This window comes from Duganella sp. P38, from assembly GCF_050859475.1.
GTDB lineage: Bacteria > Pseudomonadota > Gammaproteobacteria > Burkholderiales > Burkholderiaceae_D > Rugamonas.
Genome location: NZ_CP193936.1, coordinates 2248717 through 2263239 on the forward strand (window position 1 = coordinate 2248717; position 14523 = coordinate 2263239).

The following is a 14523-nucleotide window of genomic DNA, read 5'->3' on the forward strand; positions in this document are numbered from 1 at the left end:
TTTAAATGAACCTGCCCCAAATCAACACGAATCTTTTCAACCATCTGCGATTTATTCTGGTTGAGACCAGCCGCGCCGGCAATATCGGCGCCGTGGCGCGGGCCATGAAAACCATGGGTTACAGCGACCTGGTGCTGGTGACGCCGCGCTTCGACAACGCGCTGCAAGACCCGGAGGCGGTGGCCTTCGCCAGCGGCGCCCAGGACATCCTGGCCGGCGCGCGGGTGGTCGGCAGCATGGCCGAGGCGCTCGACGGCGTGCATTTCGCCGCCGCCGTGTCGGCCCGGCTGCGCGAGTTTTCGCCGCCGGTGTTGTCTCCCCGTCAATTCGCCGGCCAGCTGGCGGCGCAGCCGGACTCGCGCGCCGCGCTGATCTTCGGCAACGAGCGCTTCGGCCTGCCGAACGAGCTGGTCGAGAAATGCCATGTTTTGATTAATATCCCGGCCAATCCCGCGTATTCGTCGCTAAACCTGTCGCAGGCGGCCCAGGTGCTGGCCTACGAGTGCCGCATGGCGGTGCTGGAGGGCGCCGGCGTGACGCACACGCCGCGCCAGCCGGCCGGCGACGCCAGCGAGGTCGGCTTTACCGGCGAGGCCGCCAGCGTCGAGCAGATCGAGGGCATGTACACCCACCTGGAGCAGGCGCTGGTGGACGTCGGCTTTCTCGACGCCAGCAACCCGCGCAAGCTGATGCCGCGCCTGAAGCGCCTGTTCGCGCGCGCGCAGCTGGAAAAAGAAGAGGTCAACATCCTGCGCGGCATCGCCCGCCATATGACGGGCCGCAACGGAAAGAAGCAACCATGAACTGGGATCATCCGCAACCGTACACGCTGGAACTGTCGCCGTCGGCGGCCGATATCGACGGGCTGGACCATACCAATAACGCGGTCTACGTGCAGTGGTGCGAAAAGGCCGGCTGGGCGCATTCCGAGGCGCTCGGCCTGAGCCTGGCCGACTACCGCCGCCTCGACCGGGCGATGGCGATCCGCCGCGCCGAATACGATTACCTGCTGCCCACCGCCGCCGGCGAACGGCTGGTCCTCGGCACCTGGCTGTACAGCACCGATGGCAAGCTCAACATGGAGCGCCGCTTCCAGCTGCTGCGCGCCAGCGACGGCGCCACCGTGCTGCGCGGGCGCTGGGTGCTGGTGTGCATCGAGATCAGCAGCGGCCGCGCGCGCCGCATGCCGCAGCAATTCTGCGACGGCTACTTGCCCGCCGTGGTCGCGGCCGGCTGACGGGGCGGCGCGCCGGCACGCCGGGATAAACGCGGTATCATGCCGGCATGATTAAACGCCTGATGATACTGCTGCTGGCGGCGCAAGCCATGCTCATCGGTCTGATGGCCGGCGGCCTGGCCTGGTGGTGGCGTCCGGCCTGGCTGGCCGCGTCCGGCGCGCCGGCCAGGGCGGCGTTCTACCTTGGCTGCGGCCTGGCCTTGATGGTATCGGTGCGGATGCTGATCTCGGCCAATAACTTCCGCCTCAGCGCGCGCGCCGGCAGCCCGGCGCCGGCCGGCCACGCGCTCACGCCGGCCGGCGCCGCGCGCCTGTTCTGGCACGAGTTCATGTCCTCGATGCTGACCTCGTCCTGGTACATGCTGCGCCCGGTCGGCATGCTGCTGCAGCCGCGCGACCGGCAGCAGGGGCTGCCGGTGCTGCTGATCCACGGCTATGGCTGCAACAGCGGCTACTGGCGGCCGCTGAGCAAGCTGCTGGCCGCGGCCCGCATCAGCCACTGCGGCGTCGACCTGGAGCCGCCCGGCGCCGGCATCGACGACTTCGCATTGCAGCTGCGTACCGCGGTCGAGCGCCTGCAGCGCGCGACTGGCAGCGCGCAAGTCATTCTGGTCGGCCACAGCATGGGCGGCCTGGTGGCGCGCGCCTACCTGCGGCGCTACGGCGCGCACGGCGTCGCCCGCGTGATCACCCTCGGCACGCCGCATCACGGCACCGCGCTGGCGCAGTTTGGCCCCGGCAGCAACGCCGTGCAAATGCGGCGCGACAGCGAATGGCTGGCCGCGCTGGCGCAATCTGAGGCAAATTCACAACGCATGTTGTTCAGTTCCATCTACTCTGTCCATGACAACATCGTCGCCCCGCAGGACTCCAGCGTGCTGCCCGGCGCCCGCAATCTGGTGTTCGGCGCCATAGGCCACGTGGCGTTGGGGCGGCATCCGGCCGTGCTGCGCTGTGCGCTGCGCGAGATCGCCGGCGCGGGCCAGCCGCACACGCGTGATTTTGTGTGATTATCTTGCTGCTTTGTTGCTGTATGGTTAGTCCTGTACGCGTAGCAATAAGGCGAGGCGATGACGATCGATTTCGGCACCCTGATCCTGAATCAAACCCCCGACGCCGTCGTGTTGACCACGCCCGGCGGTGAAGTCGTGTGCTGGAGCCCCGGCGCGCAAGCGGTGTTCGGCTACACCAGCGAGCAGGCGCTGGGCCGCCAGCTCGACGCGCTGATCGTGCCGCCGGCGCTGGTCCGCGACGGCGCCGACGTGCTGCAGCAAGCCATCGACCACGGCCTGGCCAGCTACGAGTCGATGCGCCAGGCGCGCGACGGCACGCTGATTTACATCGATGGCTCGTGCAAGGTGCTGCGCGGCGCCGACGGCCAGCCCGAGTACATCTTGTGGAGCAAAAAGGATGTCACCGGCCTCAAGGTGCTGCGCGACGCCAAGCTGGTCGAGGCGCGCTACGACGGCATTCTTGAGTCGATGCCGGACGCCATCATCATGGCCAACGCGGCCGGGCGCATCGTGCTGGCCAACCGCCAGGCCGAGGAATTGTTCGGCTATCCGCGCCACGCGCTGCGCGGCATGGTGCTGGAAACGCTGATGCCGGAACGCTTTCGCGGCGCCCACATCAAGTACCGCGCCGGCTTTGCCGCGCAGCCGCTGGTGCGCGCCATGGGCAGCGGCCGCGACTTGTACGGCCTGCGCAGCGACGGCGTCGAGTTCCCGGTCGAGATCAGCCTCAGCCCGGTGCCGAGCGAGGAGGGCGCGCTGGTGATGAGCGCCATCCGCGACATCAGCCAGCGCAAGCAGATCGAGCTGGCGCTACACGAGAAAAATGTCGAATTGGCAAAGGCGGTGGCGACCAAGGACCGCTTCCTGGCCGGCATGTCGCACGAATTGCGTACGCCGTTGAACGCGATCATCGGTTTTACGGGTACTATGCTGATGAAGTTGCCTGGACCCATCAACGAGGAGCAAAGCAAGCAGCTGCGCATGGTGCAAAGCAGTGCGCGCCACCTGCTGTCGCTCATTAACGATCTGCTCGATCTGACGCGAATCGAGTCCGGCAAAGTCGAACTGGATGTGGGACCGGTGCCGTGCCGCGAAGTGATCGATGAGGTGCTGACCTCGTTCATGCCGCAGGCGCGCAGCAAGGGACTGGCGCTGGAGTTCGAGCCGCCGGCGGAGGAGTTGACGGTGTCGAGCGACCGCCGGGCGGTGCAGCAGATCCTGATGACGTTGCTGGACAACGCGATCAAGTTCACCAACAACGGCACCGTGCTGGTGCGGCTGGCGCGGTCGGTGGTGCGCGAGCGCTGCTGCGCCGCCATCAGCATCAGCGATACCGGCATCGGCATCGGCAGCGAACAGCGCGGCACGCTGTTCCAGGCGTTTTCCCAGCTCGACGGGAACGCGCTGCGGCAGTTCGAGGGAACCGGCCTGGGCCTGCACCTGAGCCGCAAGCTGGCGGCGCTGCTGCACGGGGAAATTTTATTTGATAGCGAGTACGGCAAGGGCAGCGTGTTCACGCTGGCCTTGCCGATGGAAGAATCAGAAAGGGAGATCGCACGTGTCAGCACGTATCCTGATCATTGAAGACAACGCCACCAACATGGAGTTGATGGTGTATTTGCTGCGCGCCTTCGGCTACCAGCCGCTGTCGGCCAGCGACGGCGAGGCCGGCGTGGCGGCCGCGCGGCAGGAAAAGCCGGACCTGATCATCTGCGACGTCCACCTGCCCAAGCTGGACGGCTACGGCGTGGTGGCCGCGCTCAAGGCCGACCCGGAGGTGCGCCACATCCCGGCGCTGGCGGTGACCGCACTGGCCATGGTCGGCGACCGCGAGAAGCTGCTCGAGGCCGGCTTCGACGGCTACATCGGCAAGCCGATCGAGCCGGACACCTTTGTCGCGCAAATCGAGTCTTTCTTGCAAGGGGTGGTATCGTCCCCGGACAATAAAAACGATACCGCCACGATCCTGATCGTGGACGATCACGTACTCAACCGTGAATTCCTGATGACGCTGCTGAGCTACGGCGGCCATCGCTTGCTGGAGGCCGCCAACGGCGCCGAAGGCTTGAAAATGGTGCTGGCCGAAAAGCCCGACCTGGTGATCTCGGACATCCTGATGCCCAATATGGATGGCTACGAGTTCGTCACCCGCATGCACGAGCACAAGGCCACCGCCGACGTGCCGGTGATCTTTACACCGCCACCTACCGCGAGCGCGAGGCGGTGGCGGTGGCGCAGTCATGCGGCGTGCGCTGGGTGCTGCCCAAGCCGTCCGACCCCGAGGTGATCCTGGCCACGGTGCAGGAGGCGCTGGGGCTGGCCGCCTCGTCGGCGTCGTCCGAGGCCTTGCCGGCCTTCGCGCCGGAGCCGCCGCAGGAGGGGCGGCTGCACAATATCGACCACAAGGTGGCCGAATACCTCGACGAGCTCGAGTCCAGCAGCCAGCTGATCACGCAGATCGCCAACGATACCGAGGAAGCCACGCCGGAGCACCTGACGCGCATGACGCAGCGGCTGTCGCACTCGCTGTCGAGCCTGCAGGCGGTGAGCCTGCGGCTGACCGCGCTGATCGAGCTGGGCATCGAGCTCGGCGCCGAGCGCGACCCGGCCGCGCTGGTCGATATCGGCTGCCGCGTGGCGCAGAATATCTGCGTGTCGAAATATGCCTGCATCGGCGTGCTGGAGCCGGGCGCGACCGAGCTGACCCATTTCGCCAGCTGCGGCGCCGGCATGCCGCTGCGGCAGATTGCGCAAACGCCGCGCGCCGGCGTGCTGCGCGGCCTGCTGGACCAGCGCCTGCCGTGCCGCATCAACGACCTCAACGGCGATCCCGCCACGGTCGGCCTGCCGCCGACCCACCCGCCGGTGCATTCCTTCCTCGGCGTGCCGATCGCCTCGCGCGAGCGCACCCACGGCTGGCTGTACCTGGTTGACAAGCTGGGCGCCGACGGCTTCTCGGAAGTCGACGAGCGCGTCGCCGCCACGGTGGCGGCGCAGGTGGCGGTGGCGTTCGAGAACCTGCTGCTGTACGACGAAATCAAGCGCCACCACGCGCAGCTGACGCTGGACATGAACGCCCGCATCCGCCTCGACGAAGACTTGCGCCGCTTCCGCCTGGCGATGGACGCCACCGCCGACGCCATCTTCCTGATTGACCGCGCCGGCATGTGTTTCGTCGACGTCAACGCCACCGCCTGCCGCATGCTGGGCTTCGAGCGCGAGGACTTCCTGCAAATCGGCCCCAATAAGACGCTCGAAGGCGACCTGACCAGGCTCGAGGAGCTGTACGACAAGCTGCTGGCCGGCGACCAGAGCGGCGCCATGGCCGAGCTGCTGCTGCACTGCAAGGACGGCACGCCGCTGGCGGTCGAGGTGCAGCGGCGCACGCTGCGCTCGGGCGCCAGCTGGATCCTGGTGGCGGTGGCGCGCGACATCACCGAGCGCAAGGAGGCCGAGCAGCGCCTGCTCAAGCTGGCCCACTTCGACACGCTGACCGGCCTGCCGAACCGCAGCCAGTTCTACGATTCGCTGGCGCACTCGCTGCACCAGGCGGCCGACCACAAGTGGTCGCTGGCAGTGCTGTTCCTCGACGTCGACCGCTTCAAGAACGTCAACGACACGCTCGGCCACACCATCGGCGACGAACTGCTGCGCCAGTTCTCCAGCCGGCTGGTCGATTGCCTGCGCGTGCGCGACACCATCGGCCGCTTCGGCGGCGACGAGTTTGCCGCCATCCTGATGCTGCCCGAGGGCGCGCAGAACGCCATCGCCGTGGTCGATAAAATCCGCGAATCGCTGCGCCGGCCGTTCGACCTGAAAGGCCACGAGGTGACGGTGACCGCCAGCATCGGCATCGCCGTCTACCCGGACGATGGCGCCGAGCCGGACACGCTGATCCAGTACGCCGACACCGCCATGTACCGCGCCAAGGAGGCCGGGCGCGACGCCTTCCGTTTCTTCACCGCCGAGATGAACGCGCAGTCGCTGGCGCGGCTGGACCTGGAAAACGCGCTGCGCCGCGCCATCGAGAACGAGGAATTCGTGCTGCACTTCCAGCCCAAGGTGCACATCGACAGCGGCCGCATCAGCGGCGCCGAGGCGCTGATCCGCTGGCAGCGGCCGGGCCACGGCATGGTGTCGCCGGCGCTGTTCATCCCGCTGCTGGAGGAGACCGGGCTGATCGTACGGGTCGGCACCTGGGTCATCCACGAGGCCTGCCGCAAGATCGCCCACTGGCACCAGACCAACGCCGGCGCGGTGCACCTGTCGGTCAACGTCTCCGGCATCCAGTTCTTCGTCGGCGGGCTGGAGGAGGAAGTGCTGAAGGCCATCCGCGAACACGGCATCGCGCCCGAGCTGCTGGAGCTGGAGCTGACGGAAAGCTCGCTGATGTCGAACGCCGAGGAAACCATCAGCGTGCTGCAGAACCTGAAGGCGCTGGGCATCCAGATTTCCATCGACGACTTCGGCACCGGCTATTCGTCGCTGGCCTACCTGAAGCGCTTCCCGATCGACAAGCTGAAGATCGACATCGCCTTCGTGCGCGAGGTGACCAGCAACCCGGACGACGCCGCCATCGTGCTGGCCATCATCAATATGGCGCACAGCCTCAAGCTGAACGTGATCGCCGAGGGCGTCGAAAAGGAGGCGCAACTGGCCTACCTGCGCCGCCACAACTGCGACGAGATGCAGGGCTATTACTTCAGCCGGCCGCTGCCCGAGAGCGAGTTCGAGGCCATGCTGCGCGAGGGACGGCGGCTGCAGGCGCCGGCGGACGACAGCGATAGCGACCAGCAAACGCTGCTGATCGTCGACGACGACGCCTTCATGCTCGACGTGCTGACCGATTTCCTGTCGCAGGACGGCTACCGCATCCTCACCGCGCAGACGGCGGCGGAAGGCTTTGACATCCTGGCGCGGCACCGGGTGCAGGTGATCCTGTGCGACCAGTGCATGCCGCTGATGAGCGGCACCGAGTTCATGGAGCGGGTCAAGAACCTGTGTCCGGACACCTTCCGCATCATGCTGTCGGCCTATGCCGACCTGACGCCGATCATGGCCGCCATCAACCACGGCGCCATCGACCGCTTCTACACCAAGCCGTGGAAGGGCGCCGTGCTGCGCGAGAATATCCGCGAAGGCTTCCGCCTGCACGCGCAGGCGCACGGACCGCTGAAAACGGCCGCAGAAGCCGAAACCGTCAAGCAATAACGTGACGGCTTGGCCGCCGCGCCATCCCGCGTCGAGAGCGTCGCGTGAGATAGTAGCCATGCTCTAATTCTGCGGCGCTGTGCTGGCTTAGAATAAAATACCGGCAACGCAGAACACACAGGATGGAAATGGCTAAGAAGCTGAAGAAAAGCGACGACCAGTTGGCCGACGCGGTACGCATGTCGTCGCAGGAAATCTGGCAGGCCGGCCTGGCCGCCTTCGCCAAGGCGCAGGAAGAGGAGGGCAAGTTCTTTTCCATGCAGCTGTTCGAGGAACGCGTGCTGCGCGCGCTGAGTTCGATCGGCGTGCCGACCCGCGGGGAAGTCGATGCGCTGCACCAGCGCATCGACGAGCTGACCAGGCAGGTCGCCGCGCTGTCCGGCAAGGACGGAAAAGCCGCCGCGAAAAAGCCGGCCGCCAAAAAGCGGCCGCGAAAAAGCCTGCTGCCAAGAAAGCAAAATAGCTAACTGGCGGCATCTGGCCGCTATAAGCGCGTAAAACGTGCGCGGGTGTTACTCTGTTGTGTGCAACGGTGTTATGCTTGCACCAGAAAAAACAGAGGTCTCCCTGCTATGTTACAAAAAGCCCCCCGCCGTACCCGCGAACGCATCCTTGAGCTGTCCTTGCGCTTGTTTAACGAGTTCGGCGAGCCCAATATCACCACCACGGTGATCGCCGAAGAGATGAATATCTCGCCGGGGAATCTGTACTACCATTTCCGCAACAAGGACGATATCGTCAATTCGATCTTCGTCCAGTTCGAAGCCGAGATCGAGCGCATCCTGACCGTGCCCAACGGCCGTCGCTCCAACATCGAGGACGTCTGGTTGTACCTGCACCTGATGTTCGAACTGATCTGGCGCTACCGCTTCTTCTACCGCGACCTGAACGACCTGCTGTCGCGCAACCGCAAGCTGGAGCTGCACTTCAAGCAAATCCTGGCGCACAAGATCAAGGTGGCCAAGCAGCTGTGCGAAGACTTGCGCAGCGAGAAATCGCTGGAAGCGTCCGACACCGCCATCGACGCCATGGCCACCAATATGGTGGTGGTGGCGACGTATTGGTTATCCTATGAATATGTGCGCAACCCGCGCAAGTACAGTGAGCAGCAGTCGATGGCCGATGCGCTGGCGCGCGGCTGCTACCAGGTGCTGTCGCAGATCGGCCCGTACCTGCGCAACGAAACCGCGCTGCTGTTCCAGAAACTGTCCGAAGAATATTTGAAAAAGCTGAAGTAGCCGACCAAGGAGGCCTAGATGGCGTGGACCGCGTTTCCCTATCCCGATCCGGCGTACCGCTACACGCCGGAGACGCTGCAGGCGGCATGGCCGCAGTTGCACGGCGGCGACCGGGAGGCGTTTCCCACCCATCCGGCGCTGGTGCAGGCATGGATCGCCTTCCACGCCGGCGAGTTCGAGCGCGCCGCGCGGCTGGGGCTGGACGTCGGCGTCCATGGCTACGCGGTGGCGCACAAGGCCATCTGCATGTACACCAACTACCTTGAGCCGCATCCGAAAAAGCGGCTGGCCACGTTCGAGTGCGTGGCCGAGCGCTGCGAACGCCAGCAGCTGGAACAGCCGGGCAACCCGGCCGGCTACTACTGGCACGCGTATGCGCTGGGGCAGTATTCGCAGGGCATCTCGGTGGTCAAGGCGCTGGCGCAGGGACTGGGCGCCAAGGTCAAGCGCAGCCTCGACATCGCCGTCAAACTGGCGCCGCAGCGCGCCGATGCGCACGTGGCGCTGGGCGTCTATCACGCCGAAATTCTCGACAAGGTGGGCGCGGTGCTGGCCGGCCTGACCTATGGCGTCAAAAAGGACGAGGCGTATCGCCAGTTCGAGCTGGGCCTGCGGCTCAATCCGGATTCGGCCATTGCCCGCATCCAGTACGCGCGCGCGCTGCTGATGCTGGACAAGAAAGCCAGGCTGGCGCAAGCCATGGATTTGTATCAACAAGCCGCCAGCTGCAATGTGCGCGACGCTACCGAGCGTCTCGACCAGCTGGCGGCGCAGAAAGAACTGGAAGAGGAAAAACTGAGTGGTTAAGTCGATCTGTGTGTACTGCGGCGCCAATGCCGGCGCATCTCCCCGTTTTGCCGAACAGGCGCGCGTGCTGGCCAAGGCGCTGGTCGAGCGCAACCTGGCGCTGGTCTACGGCGGCGGCAATGTCGGCCTGATGGGCATCATCGCCGACGAGGTGTTGCGCCTCGGCGGTGAAGTGACCGGCGTGATCCCGACCGCGCTGGTCGAGCGCGAAGTAGGGCATACCGGCTTGACGCGCCAGTTCATCGTCAAGGACATGCACGAGCGCAAGGCCATGATGGCGCAGCTGTCGGATGGCTTCATCGCCATGCCGGGCGGCCTGGGCACGCTGGAGGAGCTGTTCGAGATGCTGACCTGGGCGCAGCTCGGCATTCACAGCAAGCCGATCGGCTTGCTCAACGTTGACGGCTATTACGACAGCCTGGTCGCCTTTATCCGCCACGCCACCGCGCAGGGCCTGGTGCGGCCGCAGCACGCCGAGCTGATGCTGGTTGAAAGCGCGCCGGACACCCTGCTGCGCCGCTTGATGTAAGCGCTGCCGCGTCGTTCCCGCGCAGGCCGGAACCCATGCTGAACATGGTGCAAACCGTCCATGGATTCCCGCCTGCGCGGGAATGACGGGGCAGAGCAGTCTACACCCACAGCTTGCGGCCCTCGGTATCGAGCTGCGTCAGGTACAGCCGGAGATCGAACTCGTACTGGTGATAGTTCGGCTCCATATAGGTGCACAGCTTGTAGAACGCCTTATCGTGCTGCTTTTCCTTGACGTGCGCCAGTTCATGCACGGCGATCATGCGCAGGAATTCCAGCGGCACCTCCTTGAACATGGTCGCCACACGGATCTCGTGCTTGGCCTTCAGCTTGCCGCCCTGCACGCGCGAAACCGATGTGTGCAGCCCCAGCGCGTGGTTAATCACATGAATCTTGCTGTCGTATTCGACCTTGTTGATCGGTTCGGCGTTGCGCAAATATTCCGATTTCAACTCCTGCACATACTGGTACAGCGCACGGTCGGTGCGCAGGTCGTGCGGCTTGCTGTAGCGCTTGAGCAGCACTTCGCCCAGCTTGTTCTGGGCGATCAGTTGCGCCACCTGCTGCTGGGTTTGCTCGGAATAGGCGCTCAGATACTTCAGGGAGGACATGACGGCGGCGTAAAAATGGCGAGCCGCGACTTTAACACAGTCGCCAAAGTACCTAGTTCCTTCGGATCGTACCCGGATTTCCCTTGCGCTATATAATTGAGTATATTGCGGTTTAACCCAAGGGGAGCAAGAGCATGTTGAAAGCAAGTGTAGCGGTGGTTCTGGCGGCCTGTGCGGCATCGGCCTCGGCAACGGATATTACGGTCTCGGCCGCTGCCAGCCTGACCAATGCCTTCAAGGAAATCGGCGCCGCCTTCGAGAAAGAACACGCGGGCGACAAGGTGCTGTTCAACTTCGCCGCCTCCGATCCGCTGGTGCAGCAGATCAGCAAGGGCGCACCGGTCGACGTGTTCGCCTCCGCCGACCAGGACGCGATGGACAAGGCCGACAAGCTGCACCTGCTGGCGCCGGGCAGCCGCAAGAACTTCGCCAGCAACAGCCTGGTGCTGATTGTGCCTGAGCACGGCAAGGTGCAGGTCAAATCCGTGGCCGATGTGGCGCAGCCGGGCGTGGCGCGCATCACCATCGGCAATCCGGCCAGCGTGCCGGTCGGCCGCTACACCAGGACCGCGCTGGACAATCTCAGGCTGTGGCAGGTGGTCGAGCCCAAGCTGATCCTCGGCGCCTCGGTGCGCCAATGCCTGGATTACGTCGCGCGCGGCGAGGTCGATGCCGGTTTCGTGTATGCGACCGACGCCGCCATCGTCAAGGACAAGGTCAATGTGGTGGCCACGGTGCAGACCGCAACGCCGGTGACCTATCCGATTGCCGTCATCGCGGCCGGTCCGCAGGCGGCCGCCGGGCGCAAGTTCGCCGACTACGTGCAATCGTCCACCGGCCAGGCGATCCTGGCCAGGTACGGTTTCGGCCGGCCGTAAATGGAACCGTTTTTGCCGAACCGGCCTGGGTGGCGCTGCGGCTGTCGCTCAAGGTCGCCGTCTGGGCCACGCTGATCGACCTGGTGCTGGGCGTGGCGCTGGGCTACCTGCTGGCGCGCAAGCGCTTCCCCGGCCGCGAGCTGCTGGACGCCGTGCTGACCTTGCCGATGGTGATGCCGCCGACGGTGCTGGGTTACTATCTGCTGGTGGTCATCGGCCGGCATGGCGTGGTTGGCGCGTGGTTGCAGCAGCATTTCGGCATCAACCTGATTTTCACCTGGCAGGCGGCGGTGATCGCGGCGGCCGTGGTGGCGTTTCCGCTGGTGCTGAAGGGCGCGCGGGCGGCGTTTGAGGCCATCGACACGCAGTTCGAACAGGCGGCCAGGGTGCTGGGCGTGGCGCCGTTCGGCGTGTTCCTGCGCGTGACCTTGCCGCTGGCATGGCGCGGCGTGCTGGGCGGCGCCTTGCTGGCCTTCGCGCGTTCGATGGGCGAGTTCGGCGCGACGCTGATGGTGGCCGGCAGCATTCCCGGCAAGACGCAGACGCTGTCGATTGCCGTGTACGAAGCGGTGCAGGCGGGGCAGGATGACCACGCCAACCTGCTGGTGATCATTACGTCGCTGGTTTGCGTGCTGGTGCTGGTCGCCGCGAACAAGCTGACGCCTAACCGGAATCCCCTGGCATGAGCATGCAATTCAACGTCGACATTCACAAAACCCTGCGCGCCGGCGACCGCAGTTTCGCGTTGCGGGCGCGCTTTGCGTCGGCCAGCAAGCGGGTGGTGGTGTATGGCGCGTCCGGCGCCGGCAAGAGCCAGATGATGAAGGCGGTGGCGGGCCTGATGACGCCCGACAGCGGCCGCATCGAACTGGGCGGGCGCTGCCTGTTCGACAGCGCGGCCGGCGTCAACCTGCCGGCGCAGCGGCGCCAGCTGGCCTACCTGTTCCAGGATTACGCGCTGTTCCCGCATCTGAACGTGCGGCAGAACATCGGCTTCGGCTTGCAGCGCGGCTGGCGCAATCCGCTGGCGCGCGTCGATAGCGAGGCGATCCGCTATTGGATGGCGGCGTTCGAGCTGGCGCATGTGGCAGACCAGTTCCCGCACCAGCTGTCCGGCGGCCAGCGGCAACGCGTGGCCCTGGCGCGCGCGCTGGCGCCGCAGCCGCAGGCCCTGCTGCTGGACGAACCGTTCGCCGCGCTTGATCCGGCGCTGCGCGACCGCATGCGCGCGGAGCTGGCGGCCTTGCAGCGCCGCCTGGACATCCCGATGCTGATGATCACGCATGATCCCGAGGACGTGCGCGCCTTCGGCGAGCATGTTTTGCGCATGGAAAATGGTAGCATTTTCCGTGTGGAGGAAAACGCGGCATGAGCATGGAACTGGACGGCAATGTGTGGATGACCATCGACGGCCAAAAGCTGGGCGGGCAGGACCGCATGGCCTTGCTGGCCGCGGTGGCGTCGGAAGGATCGATCACGGCCGCCGCCAAGGCCGTCGGCATCAGCTACAAGGGCGCGTGGGACGCGATCGAGGCGATGAACAATCTGGCCGGCGAGCCGCTGGTCGAGCGCGTTGCCGGCGGCAAGGGCGGTGGCGGCACGCGGCTGACCGCGCGCGGCAAGCAGCTGGTCGAGAATTTCCGCAAGATCGACGCGGCGCACCGCGAGTTTGTCGCCCATCTGAGCGGCCAGTCGCATGCGCTGGCCGACGACTTGTTACTGATACAAAGGATGAAGATGAAGACCAGCGCGCGCAATCAGTTCACCGGCAAGGTGGTCGCGGTGAAGCGTGGCGCCGTCAATGACGAGGTGGTGCTGGAAATCGTCGGTGGCCAGCAGATCGTCGCCACCATCACCCGCGACAGCAGCGACAGCCTGGGGCTGGCGGTGGGCGTCGAGGCGTTTGCGCTGATCAAGGCCTCGTCGGTCATCGTTGCCACCGAGCTGGGCGATGTGAAGCTGTCGGCGCGCAACCGCCTCAGCGGCAAGGTCAGCCGTGTTCAGCCGGGCGCGGTCAACACCGAAGTCAGCATCGAGCTGCCCGGCGGCGGCACCATCGCCGCCATCGTCACCAGCGACAGCGGTGCGGCGCTGGCGCTGCAGGCCGGCGTTGCGGCCAGCGCCATCTTCAAGGCGTCCAGCGTCATCATCGGCACGCCGGCCTAAGCGGCGAAGCGCGCCGGCGTGGTGCCCAGCATGCGGCGGAACAGCGCGATGAAGCTGCTGACGCTGTCGTAGCCCAGGCTGATCGCCACCGTCGTCACCGAGGCGCCGCCGTTGAGCAACTCCATGCCTTTTTGCAGGCGGGCGATCTGCCGCCATTCCACCACCGACATGCCGGTCTCGTTGCGGAAGTGACGGGTCAGGCTGCGGCGCGACCAGCCCAGTTGCCGGGCCCAGGCGTCGAGATCGGTGTCGTCGGCCGGGTGGGCGGCGATGGTGGCCGCCATTGTCAGCAAGCGCGGGTGGCGCGGCATGGTCAGGTGCAGCGGGTCGATGGGGGCGGCGCGCATTTCATCGAGAAACACCTGCATCACGCGCCGCGCCGCCGCGTCCGACGGCATGCCGCTGGGCCACTGGCACATGCGTTCCAGCAGCGAATCGGCCAGCGCCGACTTGCGCAGCACGGCTGAGTGCTCCGGAAAGCCGGCGCACAGCGAGGGCGCGATGTGGATGGTGTAGCCGGCCAGCCCCGGTTTCAGGCTGTGGCCGTGGCCGGCGGCCGCGTGCGGCATGTGCGGCGGAATCCAGCCCAAGCGGCCGGGCGGCAGCACCTGCCGATTACCGCCGGCCTCGACCAGGATGACGCCCTGCACCGGGATGTACATCTGTCCCTCCGGGTGAACATGCAGCGGCTTATCCTTGCCCATGCCGCCGTCGGTGTGCTGGGCCGCCACGTAGATCGGCATCTCGTCGCTGAGCCGTTTGTCGCCGTAATAATTGCTCATGGGTTGGCCCGATTGCGTTATTAGTTGTCCGTTTGCAGTTAGCCTGCTTGCA

Annotated in this window: 14 protein-coding genes and 1 pseudogene; 13 read left to right on the forward strand and 2 right to left on the reverse strand. The window is 65.7% G+C overall.

The genetic code is table 11. The features are described from left to right. The first annotated feature begins 5 nt into the window (after positions 1-5). The 9 genes and pseudogenes from ACRQ5J_RS10380 (at position 6) to ACRQ5J_RS10420 (ending at position 10035) form a co-directional block, all read left to right on the forward strand. A complete protein-coding gene (locus ACRQ5J_RS10380; protein ID WP_432383139.1) occupies positions 6-803 on the forward strand; it encodes an RNA methyltransferase in 798 nt (265 codons plus the stop codon). Then, positions 800-1237, forward strand: coding sequence for an acyl-CoA thioesterase (locus ACRQ5J_RS10385; protein WP_432383141.1), 438 nt, complete (start codon positions 800-802; stop codon positions 1235-1237). The genes ACRQ5J_RS10380 and ACRQ5J_RS10385 overlap by 4 nt, the downstream gene beginning before the upstream one ends. A 47-nt stretch (positions 1238-1284) precedes the next feature. Further along, positions 1285-2247, forward strand: a complete 963-nt coding sequence (locus ACRQ5J_RS10390; RefSeq protein WP_432383142.1) for an esterase/lipase family protein — start codon at positions 1285-1287, stop codon at positions 2245-2247. Between the two features lie 60 nt (positions 2248-2307). Further along, positions 2308-3834 carry a PAS domain-containing sensor histidine kinase gene (locus ACRQ5J_RS10395; protein ID WP_432383144.1) on the forward strand — a complete coding sequence of 509 codons (1527 nt, stop codon included), beginning with the start codon at positions 2308-2310 and terminating at the stop codon, positions 3832-3834. Continuing rightward, positions 3809-7461 (forward strand): annotated as a pseudogene (locus ACRQ5J_RS10400) (EAL domain-containing protein). Before ACRQ5J_RS10395 ends, ACRQ5J_RS10400 begins: the two are co-directional and overlap by 26 nt. A 128-nt stretch (positions 7462-7589) precedes the next feature. Then, entirely contained in the window at positions 7590-7928 is a 339-nt protein-coding gene (locus tag ACRQ5J_RS10405; protein WP_432383145.1) for a phasin family protein, read from the forward strand. 105 nt (positions 7929-8033) lie between these two features. Then, complete coding sequence (locus tag ACRQ5J_RS10410; RefSeq protein ID WP_090192246.1) at positions 8034-8699, forward strand: TetR/AcrR family transcriptional regulator; 666 nt, start codon at positions 8034-8036, stop codon at positions 8697-8699. Between the two features lie 18 nt (positions 8700-8717). Then, entirely contained in the window at positions 8718-9506 is a 789-nt protein-coding gene (locus tag ACRQ5J_RS10415) for a hypothetical protein (RefSeq protein WP_432383147.1), read from the forward strand. After that, positions 9499-10035 carry a TIGR00730 family Rossman fold protein gene (locus tag ACRQ5J_RS10420; RefSeq protein WP_432383149.1) on the forward strand — a complete coding sequence of 179 codons (537 nt, stop codon included), beginning with the start codon at positions 9499-9501 and terminating at the stop codon, positions 10033-10035. The genes ACRQ5J_RS10415 and ACRQ5J_RS10420 overlap by 8 nt, the downstream gene beginning before the upstream one ends. 100 nt (positions 10036-10135) lie before the next feature. Here ACRQ5J_RS10420 and ACRQ5J_RS10425 read toward each other — a convergent pair whose 3' ends face one another. Continuing rightward, positions 10136-10645, reverse strand: coding sequence for a YgjP-like metallopeptidase domain-containing protein (locus ACRQ5J_RS10425; protein WP_432383151.1), 510 nt, complete (start codon positions 10643-10645; stop codon positions 10136-10138). A gap of 134 nt (positions 10646-10779) precedes the next feature. Here ACRQ5J_RS10425 and modA point away from each other — a divergent pair, with 134 nt between their 5' ends. Genes modA through ACRQ5J_RS10445 form a run of 4 tightly spaced genes read left to right on the forward strand, consistent with a single transcriptional unit; the run spans position 10780 to position 13689 of the window. After that, positions 10780-11523 carry a molybdate ABC transporter substrate-binding protein gene (gene modA, locus ACRQ5J_RS10430; protein WP_432383153.1) on the forward strand — a complete coding sequence of 248 codons (744 nt, stop codon included), beginning with the start codon at positions 10780-10782 and terminating at the stop codon, positions 11521-11523. Between the two features lie 29 nt (positions 11524-11552). Beyond that, positions 11553-12209: a molybdate ABC transporter permease subunit gene (modB, locus tag ACRQ5J_RS10435; RefSeq protein WP_432383155.1), complete on the forward strand. Its 657-nt coding sequence runs from the start codon at positions 11553-11555 to the stop codon at positions 12207-12209. Positions 12210-12211: 2 nt separating this feature from the next. Next, positions 12212-12895, forward strand: a complete 684-nt coding sequence (locus ACRQ5J_RS10440; protein ID WP_432383623.1) for an ATP-binding cassette domain-containing protein — start codon at positions 12212-12214, stop codon at positions 12893-12895. A 2-nt stretch (positions 12896-12897) separates the two neighbouring features. Beyond that, positions 12898-13689, forward strand: a complete 792-nt coding sequence (locus ACRQ5J_RS10445) for a TOBE domain-containing protein (RefSeq protein ID WP_432383624.1) — start codon at positions 12898-12900, stop codon at positions 13687-13689. Here the strand turns inward: ACRQ5J_RS10445 and ACRQ5J_RS10450 are convergent. Beyond that, complete coding sequence (locus tag ACRQ5J_RS10450) at positions 13686-14471, reverse strand: helix-turn-helix domain-containing protein (protein WP_432383156.1); 786 nt, start codon at positions 14469-14471, stop codon at positions 13686-13688. The two genes, ACRQ5J_RS10445 and ACRQ5J_RS10450, sit on opposite strands and share 4 nt — an antisense overlap. Positions 14472-14523 lie beyond the last annotated feature (52 nt).